The 16,285-nt window shown below is 44.3% G+C and carries 14 protein-coding genes and 2 tRNA genes; 5 read left to right on the forward strand and 11 right to left on the reverse strand.

Features of this window, described 5'->3' with window-relative positions:
* Positions 1 to 182 precede the first annotated feature (182 nt).
* Positions 183 to 1,163 carry a calcium/sodium antiporter gene (locus tag IE130_RS06175; RefSeq protein ID WP_010196070.1) on the forward strand — a complete coding sequence of 327 codons (981 nt, stop codon included), beginning with the start codon at positions 183 to 185 and terminating at the stop codon, positions 1,161 to 1,163.
* A 42-nt stretch (positions 1,164 to 1,205) separates the two neighbouring features.
* Here the strand turns inward: IE130_RS06175 and IE130_RS06180 are convergent, their stop codons facing one another.
* The 3 genes from IE130_RS06180 to IE130_RS06190 form a co-directional block, all read right to left on the reverse strand.
* Complete coding sequence (locus IE130_RS06180; protein ID WP_189583252.1) at positions 1,206 to 1,859, reverse strand: RDD family protein; 654 nt, start codon at positions 1,857 to 1,859, stop codon at positions 1,206 to 1,208.
* Positions 1,860 to 2,136: 277 nt separating this feature from the next.
* Positions 2,137 to 2,213, reverse strand: a tRNA-Arg gene (locus tag IE130_RS06185).
* 176 nt (positions 2,214 to 2,389) lie between these two features.
* Positions 2,390 to 2,479: transfer RNA gene (locus IE130_RS06190), tRNA-Ser, on the reverse strand.
* Between the two features lie 453 nt (positions 2,480 to 2,932).
* Here IE130_RS06190 and IE130_RS06195 point away from each other — a divergent pair.
* Complete coding sequence (locus IE130_RS06195) at positions 2,933 to 3,739, forward strand: hydroxymethylpyrimidine/phosphomethylpyrimidine kinase (RefSeq protein ID WP_189583255.1); 807 nt, start codon at positions 2,933 to 2,935, stop codon at positions 3,737 to 3,739.
* An 81-nt stretch (positions 3,740 to 3,820) separates the two neighbouring features.
* On the opposite strand, the gene IE130_RS06200 is transcribed toward IE130_RS06195, so the two are convergent.
* From IE130_RS06200 to ppx, 5 genes are all read right to left on the reverse strand, one after another.
* Positions 3,821 to 4,390: a YggT family protein gene (locus IE130_RS06200; RefSeq protein WP_010196074.1), complete on the reverse strand. Its 570-nt coding sequence runs from the start codon at positions 4,388 to 4,390 to the stop codon at positions 3,821 to 3,823.
* A gap of 132 nt (positions 4,391 to 4,522) precedes the next feature.
* The gene (proC, locus tag IE130_RS06205; RefSeq protein ID WP_189583258.1) at positions 4,523 to 5,353 is read right to left on the reverse strand and encodes a pyrroline-5-carboxylate reductase; all 831 of its coding nucleotides are present in this window, start codon (positions 5,351 to 5,353) and stop codon (positions 4,523 to 4,525) included.
* 176 nt (positions 5,354 to 5,529) lie between these two features.
* Complete coding sequence (tilS, locus tag IE130_RS06210; protein WP_189583272.1) at positions 5,530 to 7,095, reverse strand: tRNA lysidine(34) synthetase TilS; 1,566 nt, start codon at positions 7,093 to 7,095, stop codon at positions 5,530 to 5,532.
* A gap of 167 nt (positions 7,096 to 7,262) precedes the next feature.
* On the reverse strand, positions 7,263 to 8,066 hold the full coding sequence (locus IE130_RS06215; protein ID WP_189583275.1) for an acetyl-CoA carboxylase carboxyltransferase subunit alpha: 804 nt from the start codon (positions 8,064 to 8,066) through the stop codon (positions 7,263 to 7,265).
* Positions 8,067 to 8,264: 198 nt separating this feature from the next.
* A complete protein-coding gene (ppx, locus tag IE130_RS06220) occupies positions 8,265 to 9,791 on the reverse strand; it encodes an exopolyphosphatase (RefSeq protein WP_189583278.1) in 1,527 nt (508 codons plus the stop codon).
* Positions 9,792 to 10,181: 390 nt separating this feature from the next.
* Between ppx and IE130_RS06225 the strand changes: the two genes are divergently transcribed.
* Positions 10,182 to 10,613 carry an Mpo1-like protein gene (locus IE130_RS06225; protein WP_227676151.1) on the forward strand — a complete coding sequence of 144 codons (432 nt, stop codon included), beginning with the start codon at positions 10,182 to 10,184 and terminating at the stop codon, positions 10,611 to 10,613.
* A 126-nt stretch (positions 10,614 to 10,739) separates the two neighbouring features.
* Here the strand turns inward: IE130_RS06225 and IE130_RS06230 are convergent, their stop codons facing one another.
* Complete coding sequence (locus IE130_RS06230) at positions 10,740 to 12,503, reverse strand: AMP-binding protein (protein WP_189583281.1); 1,764 nt, start codon at positions 12,501 to 12,503, stop codon at positions 10,740 to 10,742.
* 387 nt (positions 12,504 to 12,890) lie between these two features.
* Here IE130_RS06230 and IE130_RS06235 point away from each other — a divergent pair, with 387 nt between their 5' ends.
* The gene (locus tag IE130_RS06235) at positions 12,891 to 13,289 is read left to right on the forward strand and encodes a lysozyme inhibitor LprI family protein (protein ID WP_189583284.1); all 399 of its coding nucleotides are present in this window, start codon (positions 12,891 to 12,893) and stop codon (positions 13,287 to 13,289) included.
* A 120-nt stretch (positions 13,290 to 13,409) separates the two neighbouring features.
* Here the strand turns inward: IE130_RS06235 and hemL are convergent, their stop codons facing one another.
* Together hemL and IE130_RS06245 are read right to left on the reverse strand one after the other, a co-directional pair.
* Complete coding sequence (gene hemL, locus IE130_RS06240) at positions 13,410 to 14,711, reverse strand: glutamate-1-semialdehyde 2,1-aminomutase (protein ID WP_189583287.1); 1,302 nt, start codon at positions 14,709 to 14,711, stop codon at positions 13,410 to 13,412.
* 103 nt (positions 14,712 to 14,814) lie between these two features.
* Entirely contained in the window at positions 14,815 to 15,168 is a 354-nt protein-coding gene (locus tag IE130_RS06245; protein ID WP_189583290.1) for a zinc ribbon domain-containing protein YjdM, read from the reverse strand.
* A 299-nt stretch (positions 15,169 to 15,467) separates the two neighbouring features.
* On the opposite strand from IE130_RS06245, the gene ygfZ reads away from it, so the two are divergent.
* Positions 15,468 to 16,220 (forward strand): CAF17-like 4Fe-4S cluster assembly/insertion protein YgfZ, encoded by a 753-nt coding sequence (gene ygfZ, locus IE130_RS06250; RefSeq protein ID WP_189583293.1) that lies wholly within the window; start codon positions 15,468 to 15,470, stop codon positions 16,218 to 16,220.
* Positions 16,221 to 16,285: the final 65 nt, after the last annotated feature.

A 16,285-nucleotide genomic window follows, 5' to 3' on the forward strand; every position in this document is an offset into this window, starting at 1 on the left:
AGTATGGGTAAATACGTCATCATACAGTTGCTGTTGTTGTCAAAATCCCATTAAAATACTTGTACTTATATCGAAGCTGAATCCAGATTGTGATTCAGCTTTTTTTTATGCCATTTTTATATGATGTAAGCTTATTCAACATCCAATATCTATTTTTTATCCCTAACGAAGGAGTTATCTACATGTGGTTGGCAGTCATTGCAATTTTGATTGGTCTAGCAATTTTGGTTTGGAGCGCTGATGTTTTTATTGATGGAGCGACCGCTTTAGCCATTAAGTTACGCATGCCAAGTTTTTTGATTGGCGTGATCATATTGGGGGTAGGCACATCCGCACCTGAGATGGTCGTCTCCGTGTTGGCCGCACTAGAAGGCAGTCCTGAGCTGGCATTAGGTAATGCTTATGGCTCTAATATCATCAATATTGCTTTGGTATTGGGTGCAACCGTATTGATTAGCCCTATTATCATTCATAAAGGTGTCATAAAGCGCGATCTACCGATACTGGTAGTGATTACCGCATTGGCAGCATGGCAACTGCGTGACGGGCTGCTGAGCTTAACTGACGGGTTAGTATTATTAGGAATGCTAGTGCTCGTCTTAGGGATTCAAATCGTGCTGAGCTTACGCGAAGGCAAATCAAATGACGCCGATGCTATTACAGAAAGTTTGAGCGACACAGAGCACAATCATCCTAGCTTGATGCGTGGGTTAGGCAGTTTACTGATTGGCTTGTCAATGCTGGTGGCAAGCTCGCAAGCCATTGTCTGGGGTGCGGTAGAGTTGGCAACGTTTTGGGGCTTAAGCGAGCTAATTATCGGCTTAACCATCGTTGCGGTTGGTACATCGCTGCCTGAATTGGTCGCCAGCTTGTCAGCAGCGCGTAAAGGCGAGCATGACATGGCCTTGGGCAATATCATTGGCTCTAATATCTTTAATACCTTAGGCGTCGTTGGTTTGGCCGCCCTCATCGCCCCCATCACTGCCAATCCGATTATCTTATCGCGTGATATTTTAGCGATGGGGTTGATCACTCTATTACTCGTGGTATTGTGTGTTTTTGCCTTTATGACCAAGCGTCCATTTGGTCGTATATCTGGCGCGACCTTAGTCATGTTTTTCGTCGGCTATACTTTATGGCTGATGCAGACAGCCAATATGTAACGCTTAAAGTGTGTTGACAGACTATGGCGATGATAATGCGGTTTATTTTCCTTGCTTGCGGTTTCTAATGACCCGCCATAGTCCTTCATTCTCTGTTTTTGGCATTTTTAACGTGATGGTATTTGATAGCATATCTTGCACCGCGAGACCACGCGGGTTGAAGAAGCAAAAAGCATAATTAAAGATAAAGCCCAAAAAAGCACTGGTTAATAAGATAGCCCGTGAGCCATCGATGACACTACCAATGATGCCAAATATGAGTGGCATGATAAAGGCGGCTAAAATGCGCTTAAAGGACTGACCCCACGTCAGTAAATGACCGCTATTATTGACCGTTTTTAAGCGCCACGTCTGCATGCCTAACGTCTGCCCACCGCGACGCCAAAATATCCCGTAGAACCCCACCAGCGTCAGTATAAAAGACGGCGTCATAATAAAGTTTTGATACCATGTCGGCAGCGACTGCGCTTGTGAGGACTCGCTACCCGTCTCCATAGTCATAAGTGTGCCAATCACCGTCAGCAAAGTCCCTACCAAAAATAACAACGCTAAAATCAGCATCCCATCATAAAGGATCGCTGCCATACGAGTGCTAGGTTTGGCAATCGTTGGTTCTTCAATTTCAGGGGCGCGAGGCATGGAGGTTTTTGGTGGCAATTTGGCTTTATTAGCCGCTTTTGACGACGATTTTGACATGATACAAGCCCATAGCAAGCGAAAAATAGAGCGCTCATTGTACCGTAATTCAGGCGCTTATCGTACATTATGATGAGAGAAGACGTCAGATGCAAAAGACTGTTTATTCAAATTTAGAGGGAGGATGACAAGTAGGACATGGCTTTATAATATAAATAGTGGCTTTATGAATAGTAGTTTTATAAAAACTGTAGACATAAAAAAATCGCCAAATTGTCATAAGACAGGCGATTATTTTAATGTTTCTTTAACTGGGTTAAAGAAGTGATAATGCAAATGGTGCGCTTGGAGAGATTCGAACTCCCGACCCCTTAGTTCGTAGCCAAGTGCTCTATCCAACTGAGCTACAAGCGCGTACTTTGCACATCATTCACTACGCAGTAAATAACTTTGTAGTAAATTAGGTTGGTCATTATATAGATAATATCGCTTGTGTCAACATCTTTATTCATTAAAATCAAATTACTTTTTAAATGATAAAAAATCAACCACTACTTTTTGCGATACTACTCTAAAAATAACACTATAAATGGAGGTGAAGGAGGGATTCGAACCCTCGATACGCGCAAACGTATGGTTCCTTAGCAGGGAACTGGTTTCAGCCACTCACCCACTTCACCAAACGATGTAAGACTTTTTAAGTTCTAAAAAATAGTATTATTGCTGATAATACGTCTTATCCCGTGGGCGAGTATTATAGCAAAGCCAAAACGAATTGCAAGCGTTGTCTACAGATTTAATGCGATTTTTATCATATTTATTTGTTTACATCGCCTTATACCCTCTTGAACGACCAAAGTATCAGAATAATCAGTAAAAATGAGGTTTAGAGCAGTCAGCCTAATCTGACACCATTCACAAAAATTAGAGTAGCAAGGAAAACGAGTGTAAGTGCTACGCATTGTAGACTAAACGAGTTTGACACCGCTAATCGTACTTTTTGGGTTTGGTATGAGTTGTTATTGATTGATGGATTGACCGTCTATACACAATCTCTAACCTGCTATGGCTTTTTTAGTAGTGGGTGTCTATAGTATTTGTTACTCATTTTAGATTATGTCAAAGGAAGTATTATGCGACCAGTAGTACTGTGTTTTTCAGGATTGGATCCCTCAGGCGGTGCTGGATTACAAGCAGACATCGAAGCCATTGGTCAAGCAGGTGGTCATGCTGCCATTGCTTGTACGGCCATTACCATACAAAGCTCGCAGCAAGTTTTTGGTTTTGAAGCTTGTAGCGCTGAATTAGTCAGAAACCAAGCTATGGCAGTGCTCGATGATTTGCCAGTAAAGGTGATCAAATCGGGCATGCTCGGCACTACGGATAATATAAAAATGATGACTAGATTATTCGCTAATAAAGTTATCAAGAAACACACCTCTTTTGTACTAGACCCAGTATTGGTTGCCAATAGTGGTGGTAGCTTAGGTGACGAGCAGACGTTGGTCGCCGCTTTCAAGAAGCTGCTGCCCTATGCCACTCTGATTACCCCAAACACTCATGAACTGCGAGCCTTGAGTGGTGAGCAAGACTTGCATACAGCTGCGAAAAAACTGTGCGCACAAGGGTCTTATGCCGTATTGGTCAAAACCTCACACGATTTTGATAGCGGTGATATCGAGCAATATCTATATGTACAAGGTGATATGGTGCATAAAAGCACTTTACCACGCCTAACAGGTGAATTTCATGGCTCTGGCTGCTCGCTGGCTAGCTTTATCGCTGGACGATTGGCGATGGGAGACGTGCTTATCGATGCGGTCAAGGCAGCCGATAGCTGGATTACACAAACCCTGCGTGCGGCTGATGCTCCGCACCCTGAGGATAACCAAGCCCAATTGATACCCAATCGTTTTATAGACTTTCAGAATAATCTATAAACGATAAATAAAAAAAGACGCTCTATATTAATAGAGCGTCTTTTTTAGCGAATCTTTTCTTAGCTTTCTGTCTTTACTTTACTAGCCCAACATCGGCATAAAGCTCGCTGCCAAACCACCAATGAGCATTTCGAGCAAAATAAAAGCAAAAAAGGCGACCATAGGTGACAAGTCAAGCATGCCTAAATTTGGTGTGATACGGCGAAAGGGCGCTAAGATTGGCTCAGCCAAATTAATGATGATGCCAATAATAGGATGCTCAGATTTAGTGAACACGACAATCCAGCTCACAATAATAGAACCGATGACCAAATAGCGACACATGCGCAAAAAGTCTAATATCAAGCTGATGGTACCCGTAAAAAATAGCGGGACAGGTGCGATGCCTTTATGGGTCAGCGCGGCTTTACCAGAGATATCAATCAGGCGTATCAAAAACATCAGCACGATGGCGGCAATACTGATACGACCTTGCCCGACAGTTGGGAAAATACGCCCAAACACATCGACGATATGAGTCGCTTTGTAAGCCGGAGCAATCATCGGATTGCTAGCATCCATCCCTGCAAACTGCAGCATAAAACGGATGAAGACCAACATCATAGCGAAGGTGGTGACCAAATCAAAAATTTGAAATAACAGGTTGTTCATGAATTGCTACTCAATGGGCTTGTACGCTAATAACAACAAAATTAATAAAAGACGAATAATCGAGACCAGTATTAACCATTTATGATGACAGCCACTCTCAAAGTGGCTGGTTGTATCTGGTGGCTATTGGTATTATTTCATCTCTTCGCTAAGCGCTTGGCTACGGTCATAACAAGCTTGCATGGCTTCACCGATTTGGCGACCAATCTCATTGGCTTGCATTGATTCTACCGCAGCTTGAGTCGTACCGTTCGGTGACGTGACTTTGCGGCGTAGCTCAGCAGGCGCATCATCACTATCCATTGCCATTTTTGCCGCGCCTAGCATGGTTTGCATGGCCAATGCTGAGGCTTGTTCTTTATCTAAACCTAAAGCAACTGCCCCATCGACCATCGATTCGATGATATAAAACATATATGCTGGCGCTGACCCTGACACGGCTGTGACTGCATGCATATGCTCTTCCTCATCAACCCACATGACCAGACCCGACGCTTCCATCACCGCGGTTGCTAACTGCTTTTGTTCCGTAGAGATATCATCCGTACCATACAGACCGGTCGCACCCATCTGAATCATGGCAGGTGTATTTGGCATCGCGCGCACGATGTTACTATAGCCACCTAGCATGCCTGACAAAATATCCGTCGATAAACCTGCCGCGACCGAAATCACCAATTGCTTGTCTAACACATCGGCAAAAGCGCTCACAACCGGTTTCATCACTTGCGGTTTTACTGCCAGTACCACAATGTCAGCATCGATAATAGCAGCAGTTGCATCTACAGTGGGGTCAACCGTATTCAACCCTTTAGCAGCCAGTTGCTCGCGAGCCTCGCTACTAGGATCAGCAACAGTAATTAAACTCGGTTTAATACCGCAGCTCACAAGCCCGCTAATCAAAGCCTGCGCCATATTTCCGCCACCGATGAAGCTAATTTTCTTATTATCTAATACTGACATACATGTCTCCTACTCAAAAAATTCAAAGGTAATCAAAGTAACATAATGGTATTTAAAATGACACTCAGTTTACCATACTGCTACTACGACCGTTTGATAAATTCAAAGTACCCGTTATGCTCGTTATGCTGTCGCGCCTAATGCTATCGTTACATTAGAATGAACTCAGTAATTATTCAGACTCTCTTATTTAGGCTGAGATTACTCTCAATATATTTTGCCAACTGATTGTCGTCGAAATGAATACCTGAATGATCACTCCCTAGCACCCAACTTTCAAATGGCGATACTAGCAATAACGGCAATTCTTCATCTGTATGAATACACATTACACTAACCACTATTAAACTCTCACGCAACCATGATGGAATGCCCAACGTTTGATACAGTTTTTTTCCTGATTGTGGGCGCGATGCCAATGCAGTCTGTAAGCGCTGCTTGCGATCTAGTGCTGTTATCTTCACTACTGTCTGTAACGCATGCTCATCTTCCGTATTGTCTAATAACTGTGTCAATGCCTGAGGTGATATCTGCAACTGCCAAGTAAAGTCAGTGCTCGTTCGTAAATGAATCGGTGCCAAATTATTCTCAGATAAGCCATTGCTAGAAATGTTGGACAGATTGGCAGGGGCTAACGTTTGGGTTTGGTCATTGAGCGGCATGTTAAGCCATGCCAACCAATCATTGCTTAGACGATAAAGCTGCTGCCGATAACGACGAAGAGTATAAGACTGCTTACGACCTTGCCAAAACAGTTCCGTTTGGTGATCATTATTATCACGTTGGCTTAGATGTAGTACCTCATCGACTAGCTGCTTAGCGGGCGGTAATGGCTCATCTTGACCCAACCAATAATGCAATAATTGACGCTTCCGATAGAGTGGTAGTTTCTGTAGCTCATCAATATTTAGCACACGTTGTGCGGGTGGTAGCTGTAGCGAACTAATAGCTGTGTGATGCATGTCTTTTGCTGATTGAGCGCTGACAGTCGCTTGTGCATCGCTTAGTAGCTGCGCACTTCGAGCAATATTTTCGATGACGTTGGGATTGTATTTGGTCAATGCTGGCATGATATCACGGCGCAATCCACTCCGCACATTATCGCCCGCATCATTGGTCGGGTCGTCGATATAGGGCAGTTTTAAATGCTGGGCATAGGTGCTAATACTGGCACGTTGGACGGTCAGCCAAGGCCGCCATAGTGCCATACGATGTGTGCCCTGCGTTTGGATGCACCACGGCTGTATGCCTGAGAGCCCATTCACCCCAGCGCCCTGAATCAGCCGCATCAATACCGTTTCTGCTTGGTCATCGGCATGATGCGCTAAGAGCAACACATCATCTTGATTGAGTTGCGCTCGCATGACACCGTAGCGTGCTTGCCGTGCCGCCTGCTCATCATGACCGTTCACTTGCGCATGTAAAATCTGACACGGTATTTTTTGCACCTCTGCCCAATCAGCGACATGTTTCGCCCAAGCACCACTATCCGCTTGCAAACCATGATTCACATGCAGAAGTTGGGGTAAAAATGGCAATTTACCTTGGCGATAGAGTTGCACACACAATGCCGCCAGTGCCAATGAATCGCGCCCGCCACTACAAGCCAGCCAAAGCCGTCGACCATGCAGCTGCTCACTGTACTCAGCCAAACTGGTCAATAACGCGGTTGCTAGTGTCTCATCGACTGGCAAATCGGCAATTGATTTAATAGGATGCGAGATGATTGCGCTGCTGGTCATAATCAGCCTTATTTGTAGTTACGTTAGATGCTTCATATACTAACAGCCATAAAAAAACGCGCCATTAAATGACACGTTTTTATTTTAGCATTAAGATTCAGGCTCTAATATGAAAAGCCTATTATTAAGTAGTAGAGACTTAACAATAAAGGCGCCGTAGCAACCAATTAAGCAGGCAACATCACTTCTGAGTTGAAAGACTTTAGCTTCTCATAGCGCAGCTCGCAACGCTCATGCGCATCTAAATCCTTAAGCTCATCTAACTGCTCAGCAATGAGTGCTTTCAATGCAGTCATGACTGGCTGTGGCTGAATATGAGCGCCTTCGCCCTCTTCGATGACGGCATCAATTAAACCCATTTGATATAAATTAATGGCATTTAATTTTAAGGCTTCACTGGCATCTTGTGCTTTTTCGGCCGTTTTCCACAAGATAGAGGCACAGCCTTCCGGAGAGATAACTGAGTAAATACTGTTTTGCAGCATATTTACCTTATCACCCACACCAATCGCTAATGCGCCACCTGAACCACCTTCACCGATAATGGTCACGATAATAGGTACTTTTAAGCTAGAAAACACTGCGATGCTTTCGGCAATGGCTTGCGCTTGTCCACGCTCTTCCGCGCCGATACCAGGGTACGCGCCTTGAGTATCAACAAAGGTCATCACAGGAATATTAAAGCGCTCCGCCATTTTTACCAAGCGAATGACTTTGCGATAGCCTTCAGGATTGGCCATACCAAAGTTATGCGCGATACGCTCGCGAGTACTGCGACCGCGATGTTGACCAATCACCATTACTGGCATACCGTCAAAGCGCGCAAGCCCGCCCAAGATGGCTTTATCATCAGCAAACGCACGGTCGCCGTGCAGCTCATCAAATTCGGTAAACAGCTGATTAACATAGTCCATAAATAATGGACGCTTGGCGTGCCGTGCAAGCTGCACACTATCCCAGACAGTGCTCATAGACCTTTCCCTTTAATAATTATATTTAACAATAGCATCGTTATCGGTTTGTAGATAATAAAAGTACAGTTGTAAACTCAATAGAAGCTATAGTAGCACATCTTAAATGGCATGACATTACTGACCAAGCCGCTTTTGTTACGTTAATCTGTAGCTTACTCATCACAATAGTAACGACTCAATGCTAGCGCTCAGCACTTATGCCTCGACCACGCTTAACGTCACGCCCCACTTAGCAAACTGCTCGACCTCATTATGCAAATCTGACAATAGAAAAGCATAATGCTCATTGTTATCGGTCACTGTGATTTGCCAGCAGTTGGTATCAATGACTTGAAGCTGCAACGTTGGTAGTTCGTTATCGCTACGGCTGTGATGCGCGAGTACTGCTAACCGTAACAATAAGCATAGATAAACCAGCGAATCACCGCCAATAGTACAAGTCTGCTCTAACATATCCGACTTGAGCTTGCGACGATGATTGAGCATCAGCTGCGCCATACGCTTTTGATCTACTTGTGAAAACCCTGGAATATCAGAGTGTTCAAGCAAGTAAGCGCTGTGTTTGTGGTAGCTGCTATGGCTAATCGCCAATCCTATCTCATGTAAAAACGCCGCTCGCCTGAGCAAATCGCAATCGTCGCTACTGAGTGACAGCTTCGCCTTCACTTGCTCAAACAGATTACGACTGGTTTTTACCACCTGCTTGGCTTGTTTTTTATCCCCTGAATAGCGTTTAATCAGCGCGAGCACACTACGGTCACGCACATCTTCACTAGCAAAGCGCCCGAGCATGTCATACATGACGCCTTCGCGTAACGCGCCATCAGAATAGGTCATGGTTTCAATGCCCAGCACTTTCATAACTGCACGCAGCACTGCCACGCCTGCAGGGAAGACGGCCTTGCGATGCTCCTTAACCCCTTCAAGCTCAATATCATTGACATTGCCAATCTTAATCAATAGTTTTTCTAGTTTTTTGACGCCTTTATAAGTAATGCGTTCTTGCTCATCCGCCCAACCTTTAGAGACAAGCACGTTACGCACTGCTTTAATTGTGCCACTGGATCCAACCACGCTGCTCCAGCCCGTCTTTTGATAGCGCCCGTTAATCGCCAATACTTCTTTGCGTGCGCCTGATATGGCATTGTTAAACGCTTCTTTGGTAATCTGCCCGTCATCAAAATATCTTTTGGTAAAGGCAACGCAGCCCATTTGTAAGCTTTCGGTCAATAGCGGATCGAACTCTTGACCAATGATGAACTCGGTCGAACCACCACCGATATCGACGACCAAACGCTTATCGCTACTAGCATTGGTGTGTGACACGCCCAAATAAATCAAACGTGCCTCTTCTCGTCCAGCGATGATTTCAATCGGCTTGGGTAAGATTTTATTGGCACGGGTAATAAAGTCATTCGCATTCTTAGCTTGGCGCAGAGCATTGGTCGCCACCACGCGGATGCGCTCGGCAGGCACCGAATCGAGGCGAGCCACAAACCGACTTAAGCACTCAAGTCCGCGCTGCTCAGCTGCCGCCTCCAAGATATTATTTTTATCCAATCCTGCCGCCAACTGCACCTTTTCAGACATGGAAACCACTTTTCGTACCTCACCATGATCGAGACGCGCAATGGCCAAATGAAAGCTGTTCGAACCAATATCAATGGCCGCCATCATTTCATCTTCGGCGATTGGTGGGTTTGCTAAATAGTCATTAGGCATAGGAGATATCGTTACCGTGTTAGATAAAAAGGATAGGATATTTGCTGAAATATAAGAAAATTGCTCTATGAATAGCTTATATCACTGAACGAATCACAGCGAGTTTCGCCATTAAAGCATTTATGCCAAACACTGGCAAGTAAGACGCACACTTGGCTAAAGCCCCACACCAGCACAGACAAGTAGAGCACATTTGGCGCTTGTGTTAATCAGGGTGATTTGCTACATTAAAAACCATAAATATTATAATAAAGAACAAGCACTTACTTATCCATTCTAATTTTCTATTAAACCAATCCGTGCTCATCGCATAGTAAAACCGGTCGGCTTTGGTAACAAAAAGCGCCACGGACGGATGATTAATAAATAACCCGCAAGGAAGCGACGACGATGAATCAAACCACCAATCACACACTGCATGCCAATCACACACCGCATAGCAATAAAACAGCAAATGCTCAGACAAACAGCCAAGTGAACCATGACATAATAAAAGCTGCCACGCCTACTGAGCAGAAGTTTTACGATTTCTATTTAGAAGAACATCAAAATATGGCGTGCCGACGACTGCATTTCGCAGGCAGCAGTTTTGGCTTATTGGGTTTGGCAAAGTCGGTCAAAACCCGCTCACCAAAGCCATTGCTAAAGGGTATCGTGGCAGGCTACGCTTGTGCTTGGGTTGGTCATTTCTTTTTTGAAAAAAACAAACCAGCCTCTTTTAAATTTCCGTTAAAGAGCTTCGCCAGCGACTTCCGAATGTATGGCGATGTGGTGCGCGGCAATTTGAGTTTAAAAGATCGCAAGTTTGATAAATCGCGATAAAACTCAATCGTTATATACAGCACGCATTAAAAAACTGGACTCCTAAAAATAGCAGCCCAGTTTTTTATTCGTTTTAAAAGCTTCATTGATGTCAGGTCATTTTCATCAGTGAAATGACGCATTCATTTAGCGTAAAGATTTACGTAATATTTTACCGACTGCCGTCTTTGGCAACTCATCGATAAACACATAAGACTGCGGACGCTTATAGCCAGTCAGACGCTCACTGGCAAAAGCGGCTAACTCCTCAGCCGTCAAGCTTGGATCTCTTTTGACCACAAAGGCTTTGGGCACTTCTCCACTATGTGCATCTTCAACCCCAATGACTGCTACCTCAAGCACTTTTGGATGTTCCGTCAATGCCGCTTCTAATTCGTTCGGATATACATTAAATCCTGACACCAATATCATGTCTTTTTTGCGATCAACAAGCGTCAAAAACCCTTGCTCATCTAGCACACCAATGTCTCCTGATTTGAAGTAACCATCGGCACTAAAGGTATCGCTATTGTCTTGTCGCCAATAACCCTGCATCACTTGTGGCCCTTTAATACCCACCTCCCCTGGTGTTCCGATGGCACACGCTGAACCATTATCGTCCATGATTTTGATGTCCATCATGGCGAGTGGCAGACCCACACTACCGTTGAAACCATCTATACCGGGCGGATTAAAAGAGATAACTGGCGCGGTTTCAGACATGCCATAACCTTCATTGATAATCATGCCAGTGACTTGTTGCCACTGCTCAGAGACCGCTTTGATAATAGCCGTACCACCACCGATGGAGAGTGCCAGTCGGCTGAAATCAAGGCCCGCAAATTTTGGATGGTTGAGCATCCCAATAAACAAAGTATTGACCGAAGGAATGACATGTGGACGATGTTGCTCAATAGTATTGACTAGCCCATCGATGTCACGTGGATTGGTAACCAATATATCTTCCCAGCCGCCGTAAAGACCAAGCAGCCCGCAGACTGTAAATGAGAAAATATGATATAGCGGCAAAGGGTTGAGTATTTTGATCTGCTCGCTGCGACCTGTTCCAATCGCTTTGCCAAACATCGCATAACACTGACAGACATTGGCCATGACATTATAGTGTGTGAGCATCGCGCCTTTTGGCTTGCCAGTCGTACCGCCCGTATACTGCAATAAAGCCAAATCTTCACGCTCGATAGTGACGGGCTGACATTGCTCAGCATGGTATGCATTCATAATATGGGCAAAGCTGACGCTCCGTGCTGAGGTATCGTTTGTAGCGACATCGTTTGCGGCGACATCGTCTGTGGTTTCGTGAGCGTTATTTGCTTGGCTTGTAGCACTTGCTGTCTGATCGATATGAGTAAGCAAGGCGATATCGTTATCGGCAGGTGCGACAGTGGGATCAATGGAGCAATGTATGACTAATAACAATTGCGCTTTTACTTCTTCATCGAGCTGCTCATAAGCGGATGCCATCCCATCAAGGACAATGAGTACGCAGGCTTCAGAGTCAGTCAGCTGATGTGCCAATTCATAATGGGTGTACATCGGATTGACATTCACCAGTACTGTGCCTGAACGCAAACAACCAAGCAGCACGACTGCATACTGCAATATATTGGGTAATTGTACAGCGACACGATCGCCCTTGTTGATTCCTTTTGCTTGTAAAAAAGCAGCAAAGCGGCGACTGGCAATATCCAATTGTGTAAAGGTAAGTGTAGCGAGCCCCATACTAAAAGCCACAGAATCACTATGCTGATCTATCTTTGGTTGCAATAAATCCAGCAGATTGTGCTTACCTTCTAACACATCTAAATTATTTCTTAGCCCATACTTCTCATACGAAGCTTGCCATAGCGGTGGCGTATTATTGCTAGGCATATTATTAGTGCTGGTAGTCATGAGTTAGCGTCCTTGCTGAGTAGGTTTTTCTCAGCATAGCACACTCTAATCCTAATTTTTTAAGCGGTTGAGTCACTCTATTAGGTCTGTCATTAACAGTATTTTTGGTCTATACGAATCGCCTTTTATGACCAGTATATAGAACAAAAACTTGGCTCTACCAGCTTAAAACTATATAGTCATTCCACTAAAAAAGTGTTACTGCGTTAACCTCGCTTGAAGTATTTGATATACATCTACACTCGGTTGCCTTGTACTACTTTTGAATTGAATCGACTATAGGTTCAATTCCGTACGAACATTTACTAAACCCCTTATATATTTGAGATATGTCCGAAATATAGCCATGCTATGCTAAATGCCATTTCATACCAGTAACGAGATTATATGTTTATCATGAGCCATATTAAAAACGTCGGCTGTCTTGCTTTATTGTCAACAGGACTATTTTTCAGTGTTCAAGCATCTGCAGCAGATACCTGCGACAAGGCTTATACTCAGACTGATATTAACAAGTGTATTGCAGCTGAGCTGGCCGTAGAAGACAAAAAACTGAACCAGTCTTACCGTGATTTTCAGCGCTTACTTAATAGCTCTGAGAAAAAGCAGTTAAAAACAGTGCAGTTGGCATGGATTGATTTTAGAGACAAAGCTTGCCAGTTTTCTGCCCAGTCGGTTCGTGGCGGTAGTGCTTATCCAATGGTGCTCAATGGTTGTTTGACCACTTATACACAACAACGACGCGTACAATTAGATGCCGATATTAAAAACATCAGAAATAAATAGATGACTGTAGAAAATAAATGGCAATAAAAAAACCAGCACCACACATAAAATGACGGTACTGGTTTTTTATTGCTTTGATTGCCTTGATGAGTGCTACTTATGACTTTGAATCAGAATAAATTAAGCACTGGCCATTTCAGCAAATATCTCATCAGCCGCTTTGATAGACACATCAATATCTTCATCGCTATGCTTGATAGACATAAAGCCCGCTTCATAAGCCGACGGTGCCAGATAAATACCACGATCGAGCATACCGTGGAAGAAAGTATTAAACACGGTCATGTCACACTCTGTCACGTCATCGAAGTTCTTCGGCGTTGCAGTTTCAGTATCTTTGACAAAGAACATACCAAACATGCCACCCAATTTATTGGTGCGCAAGTGAATGCCATGCTTGTCAGCGGCTGCTTGAAAACCATCCACTAGATGGTCTACTTTCGCGGCTAACTCATCATAAAAACCCTCTGCCGTTAAGTCTTCAAACATGGCGATACCAGCGCGCATCGCCAGTGGGTTACCTGACAATGTGCCAGCTTGATAGACACCGCCAAGTGGTGCAATGCAAGACATGATGTCTTTCTTACCGCCGAACGCACCAACTGGCAAGCCAGCACCGATGATTTTACCAAAGCAAGTCAAATCAGGATCGATACCGAAATGCGCTTGTGCACCGCCAAGTCCGACGCGAAACCCAGTCATCACTTCATCAAATACCAATACCGCACCATTGGCAGTACACTCTGCACGCAAGGTGTCATGGAATTCTTGAGTCGGAATAATCATATTCATGTTACCAGCGATCGGCTCTAAGATAACGCAGGCGACTTCTTCGCCCCATTTCTCAAAACAATCTTTAATCGCTTGCGGATCATTATAAGGAATCGTAATCGTATGCTTGGCAAAATCAGCAGGCACGCCTTTTGACGTTGGCTCACCGATATCAAGCATGCCCGACCCTGCTTTTACTAGCAGACTATCTGAATGTCCATGATAGCAGCCTTCAAATTTAACGATTTTGTCACGCTGAGTATAACCACGCGCCAAGCGAATCGCACTCATGGTTGCTTCGGTACCAGAACTGGTCATACGAATCATCTCAACGCTTGGGACTATTTCGCAAATCTTATCAGCAACGGTGGTTTCAAACGGTGTTGGTGTACCAAAGCTTAAACCATCATCGGCGGCCTTTTTAACGGCATCGATGACTTTTGGATGCGCATGACCCAAAATCATTGGCCCCCAAGAGCCGACATAATCGATATAAGCATTGTCTTCGGTGTCATAAATCTTGCTGCCATTGGCACGGTGCATAAAGATAGGCGTACCACCGACCCCTGCAAAGGCGCGGACTGGTGAATTGACACCACCTGGGATATGTTTGCGTGCTTGCGCAAAGAGCTGTTCGTTTTTAGTACTCATAGTTATTCTCTATTTATTGGTTCTGTATTATTTTATAAAAAGTAAACTTTCTGATTAACTTTTATCAGATTTTAGTATTATTCTTTGAATTAAACGTAGCCGCTTAAGCTTTTTTGACAACGGAAGATTTCAGCTTCATGGGGCCATAACCATCCAATTTACAGTCGATGTCATGGCCATCGGTCGCATCTGGCAATAGACGAATATTTTTCGCTTTAGTCCCTACTTTAATCACAATTGAAGAGCCTTTGACCTTTAAGTCTTTGATGACGGTCACAGCATCGCCATCTTGTAGCTCATTGCCAACAGCATCACGAATGACGGCATCTTGGTCTTCAGCTTGCGCTGCATCAGTTTCAGCTGCCGTCCATTCATGAGCGCACATAGGACATACCAGTAACGCACCATCTTCATACGTATATTCAGCATCACATTTTGGGCAATTGGGTAAGCTCATTCTATCCTCGGCAGCCATCGTACATTAGGTTAATTGTAGAGCCAATATTGTACCGTAACTCGCCATCTTTAACCAATTTGTACGGTTGAAAATGGGACGCTATGCCCAATTTAACGCTTAACCCATCGCTTAGTGATGACGTTTCTTATGACAGGGGTTTTTGTGGTACTCTTCTTAGCCTCATTTAGATTTATGTGCACATATACTGTCAATGATAAAAGCGCCCGTATAATTTTTTGTCACTTCGATTTACCCTCTATATTATTAATAAATAAGCTCTCATCAGAAGGATAATAACAATGACTCAGTCTTCAAATCCATCAGCCGTACCGCAGTTTTCGCAATTAACCATTCAAGGTGAGGACGCCGAAAAGTTCTTACAAGGGCAATTGACTTGTGACGTCACCAAACTCGGGCTTAGCTATCAGGCAGCCGCCATCGGTAACTTAAAAGGTCGTATTGAATTTGGTATTTGGATCAAAAAACAAGCAGAAAAGCATTATGATGTGGTGATCAGTGCTAATTGTGCTGAGTCTTTACAAGCACATCTCAATAAGTACGGGGCGTTTTCAAAGTTTGAAACCAGTGCCCCAGCAGCGATTTATCCTTGTGTATTAGCCAATGAGCCCACCTTTAGCCACAAAGACGATCACAATACCATCGCCGACACGCAGGCTTGGATGGCATGTAGCATAGCCACTGGTAATTATTGGATCGTGGCTACGACTCAGGGCCAGTTCCAACCACAAGAGCTGCGTCTACATCAGCGCGGCGGCATGGATTACGATAAGGGCTGCTACTTGGGTCAAGAAGTCATCGCCCGTATCTACTTCAAATCTGCCCCCAAAGCATTTTTGCACTATGTACAAGGCACCGGTGAAGCACCAAGCGCAGGTGACAAACTCGATAAAATCCAAGTGGTCAATGCCATAAAAAATGATGATGGCTTTACCGCTCTGGTCGTGGCTCGTCCTGAACAGCTAGCAGAAAGTGGTCTGAGCATATTGGACTTGCCAGCCGCACTACAAGTAGATGTTGCGCGCCCAAAATAAGAAGTAAGTCGGATCAAGCAAGCAAGCGACGCAGCAAAGGTGATGGCAGTTTAATACAGCGCTAC

This window comes from Psychrobacter glaciei (assembly GCF_014652895.1).
Taxonomy (GTDB): Bacteria; Pseudomonadota; Gammaproteobacteria; order Pseudomonadales; family Moraxellaceae; genus Psychrobacter; species Psychrobacter glaciei.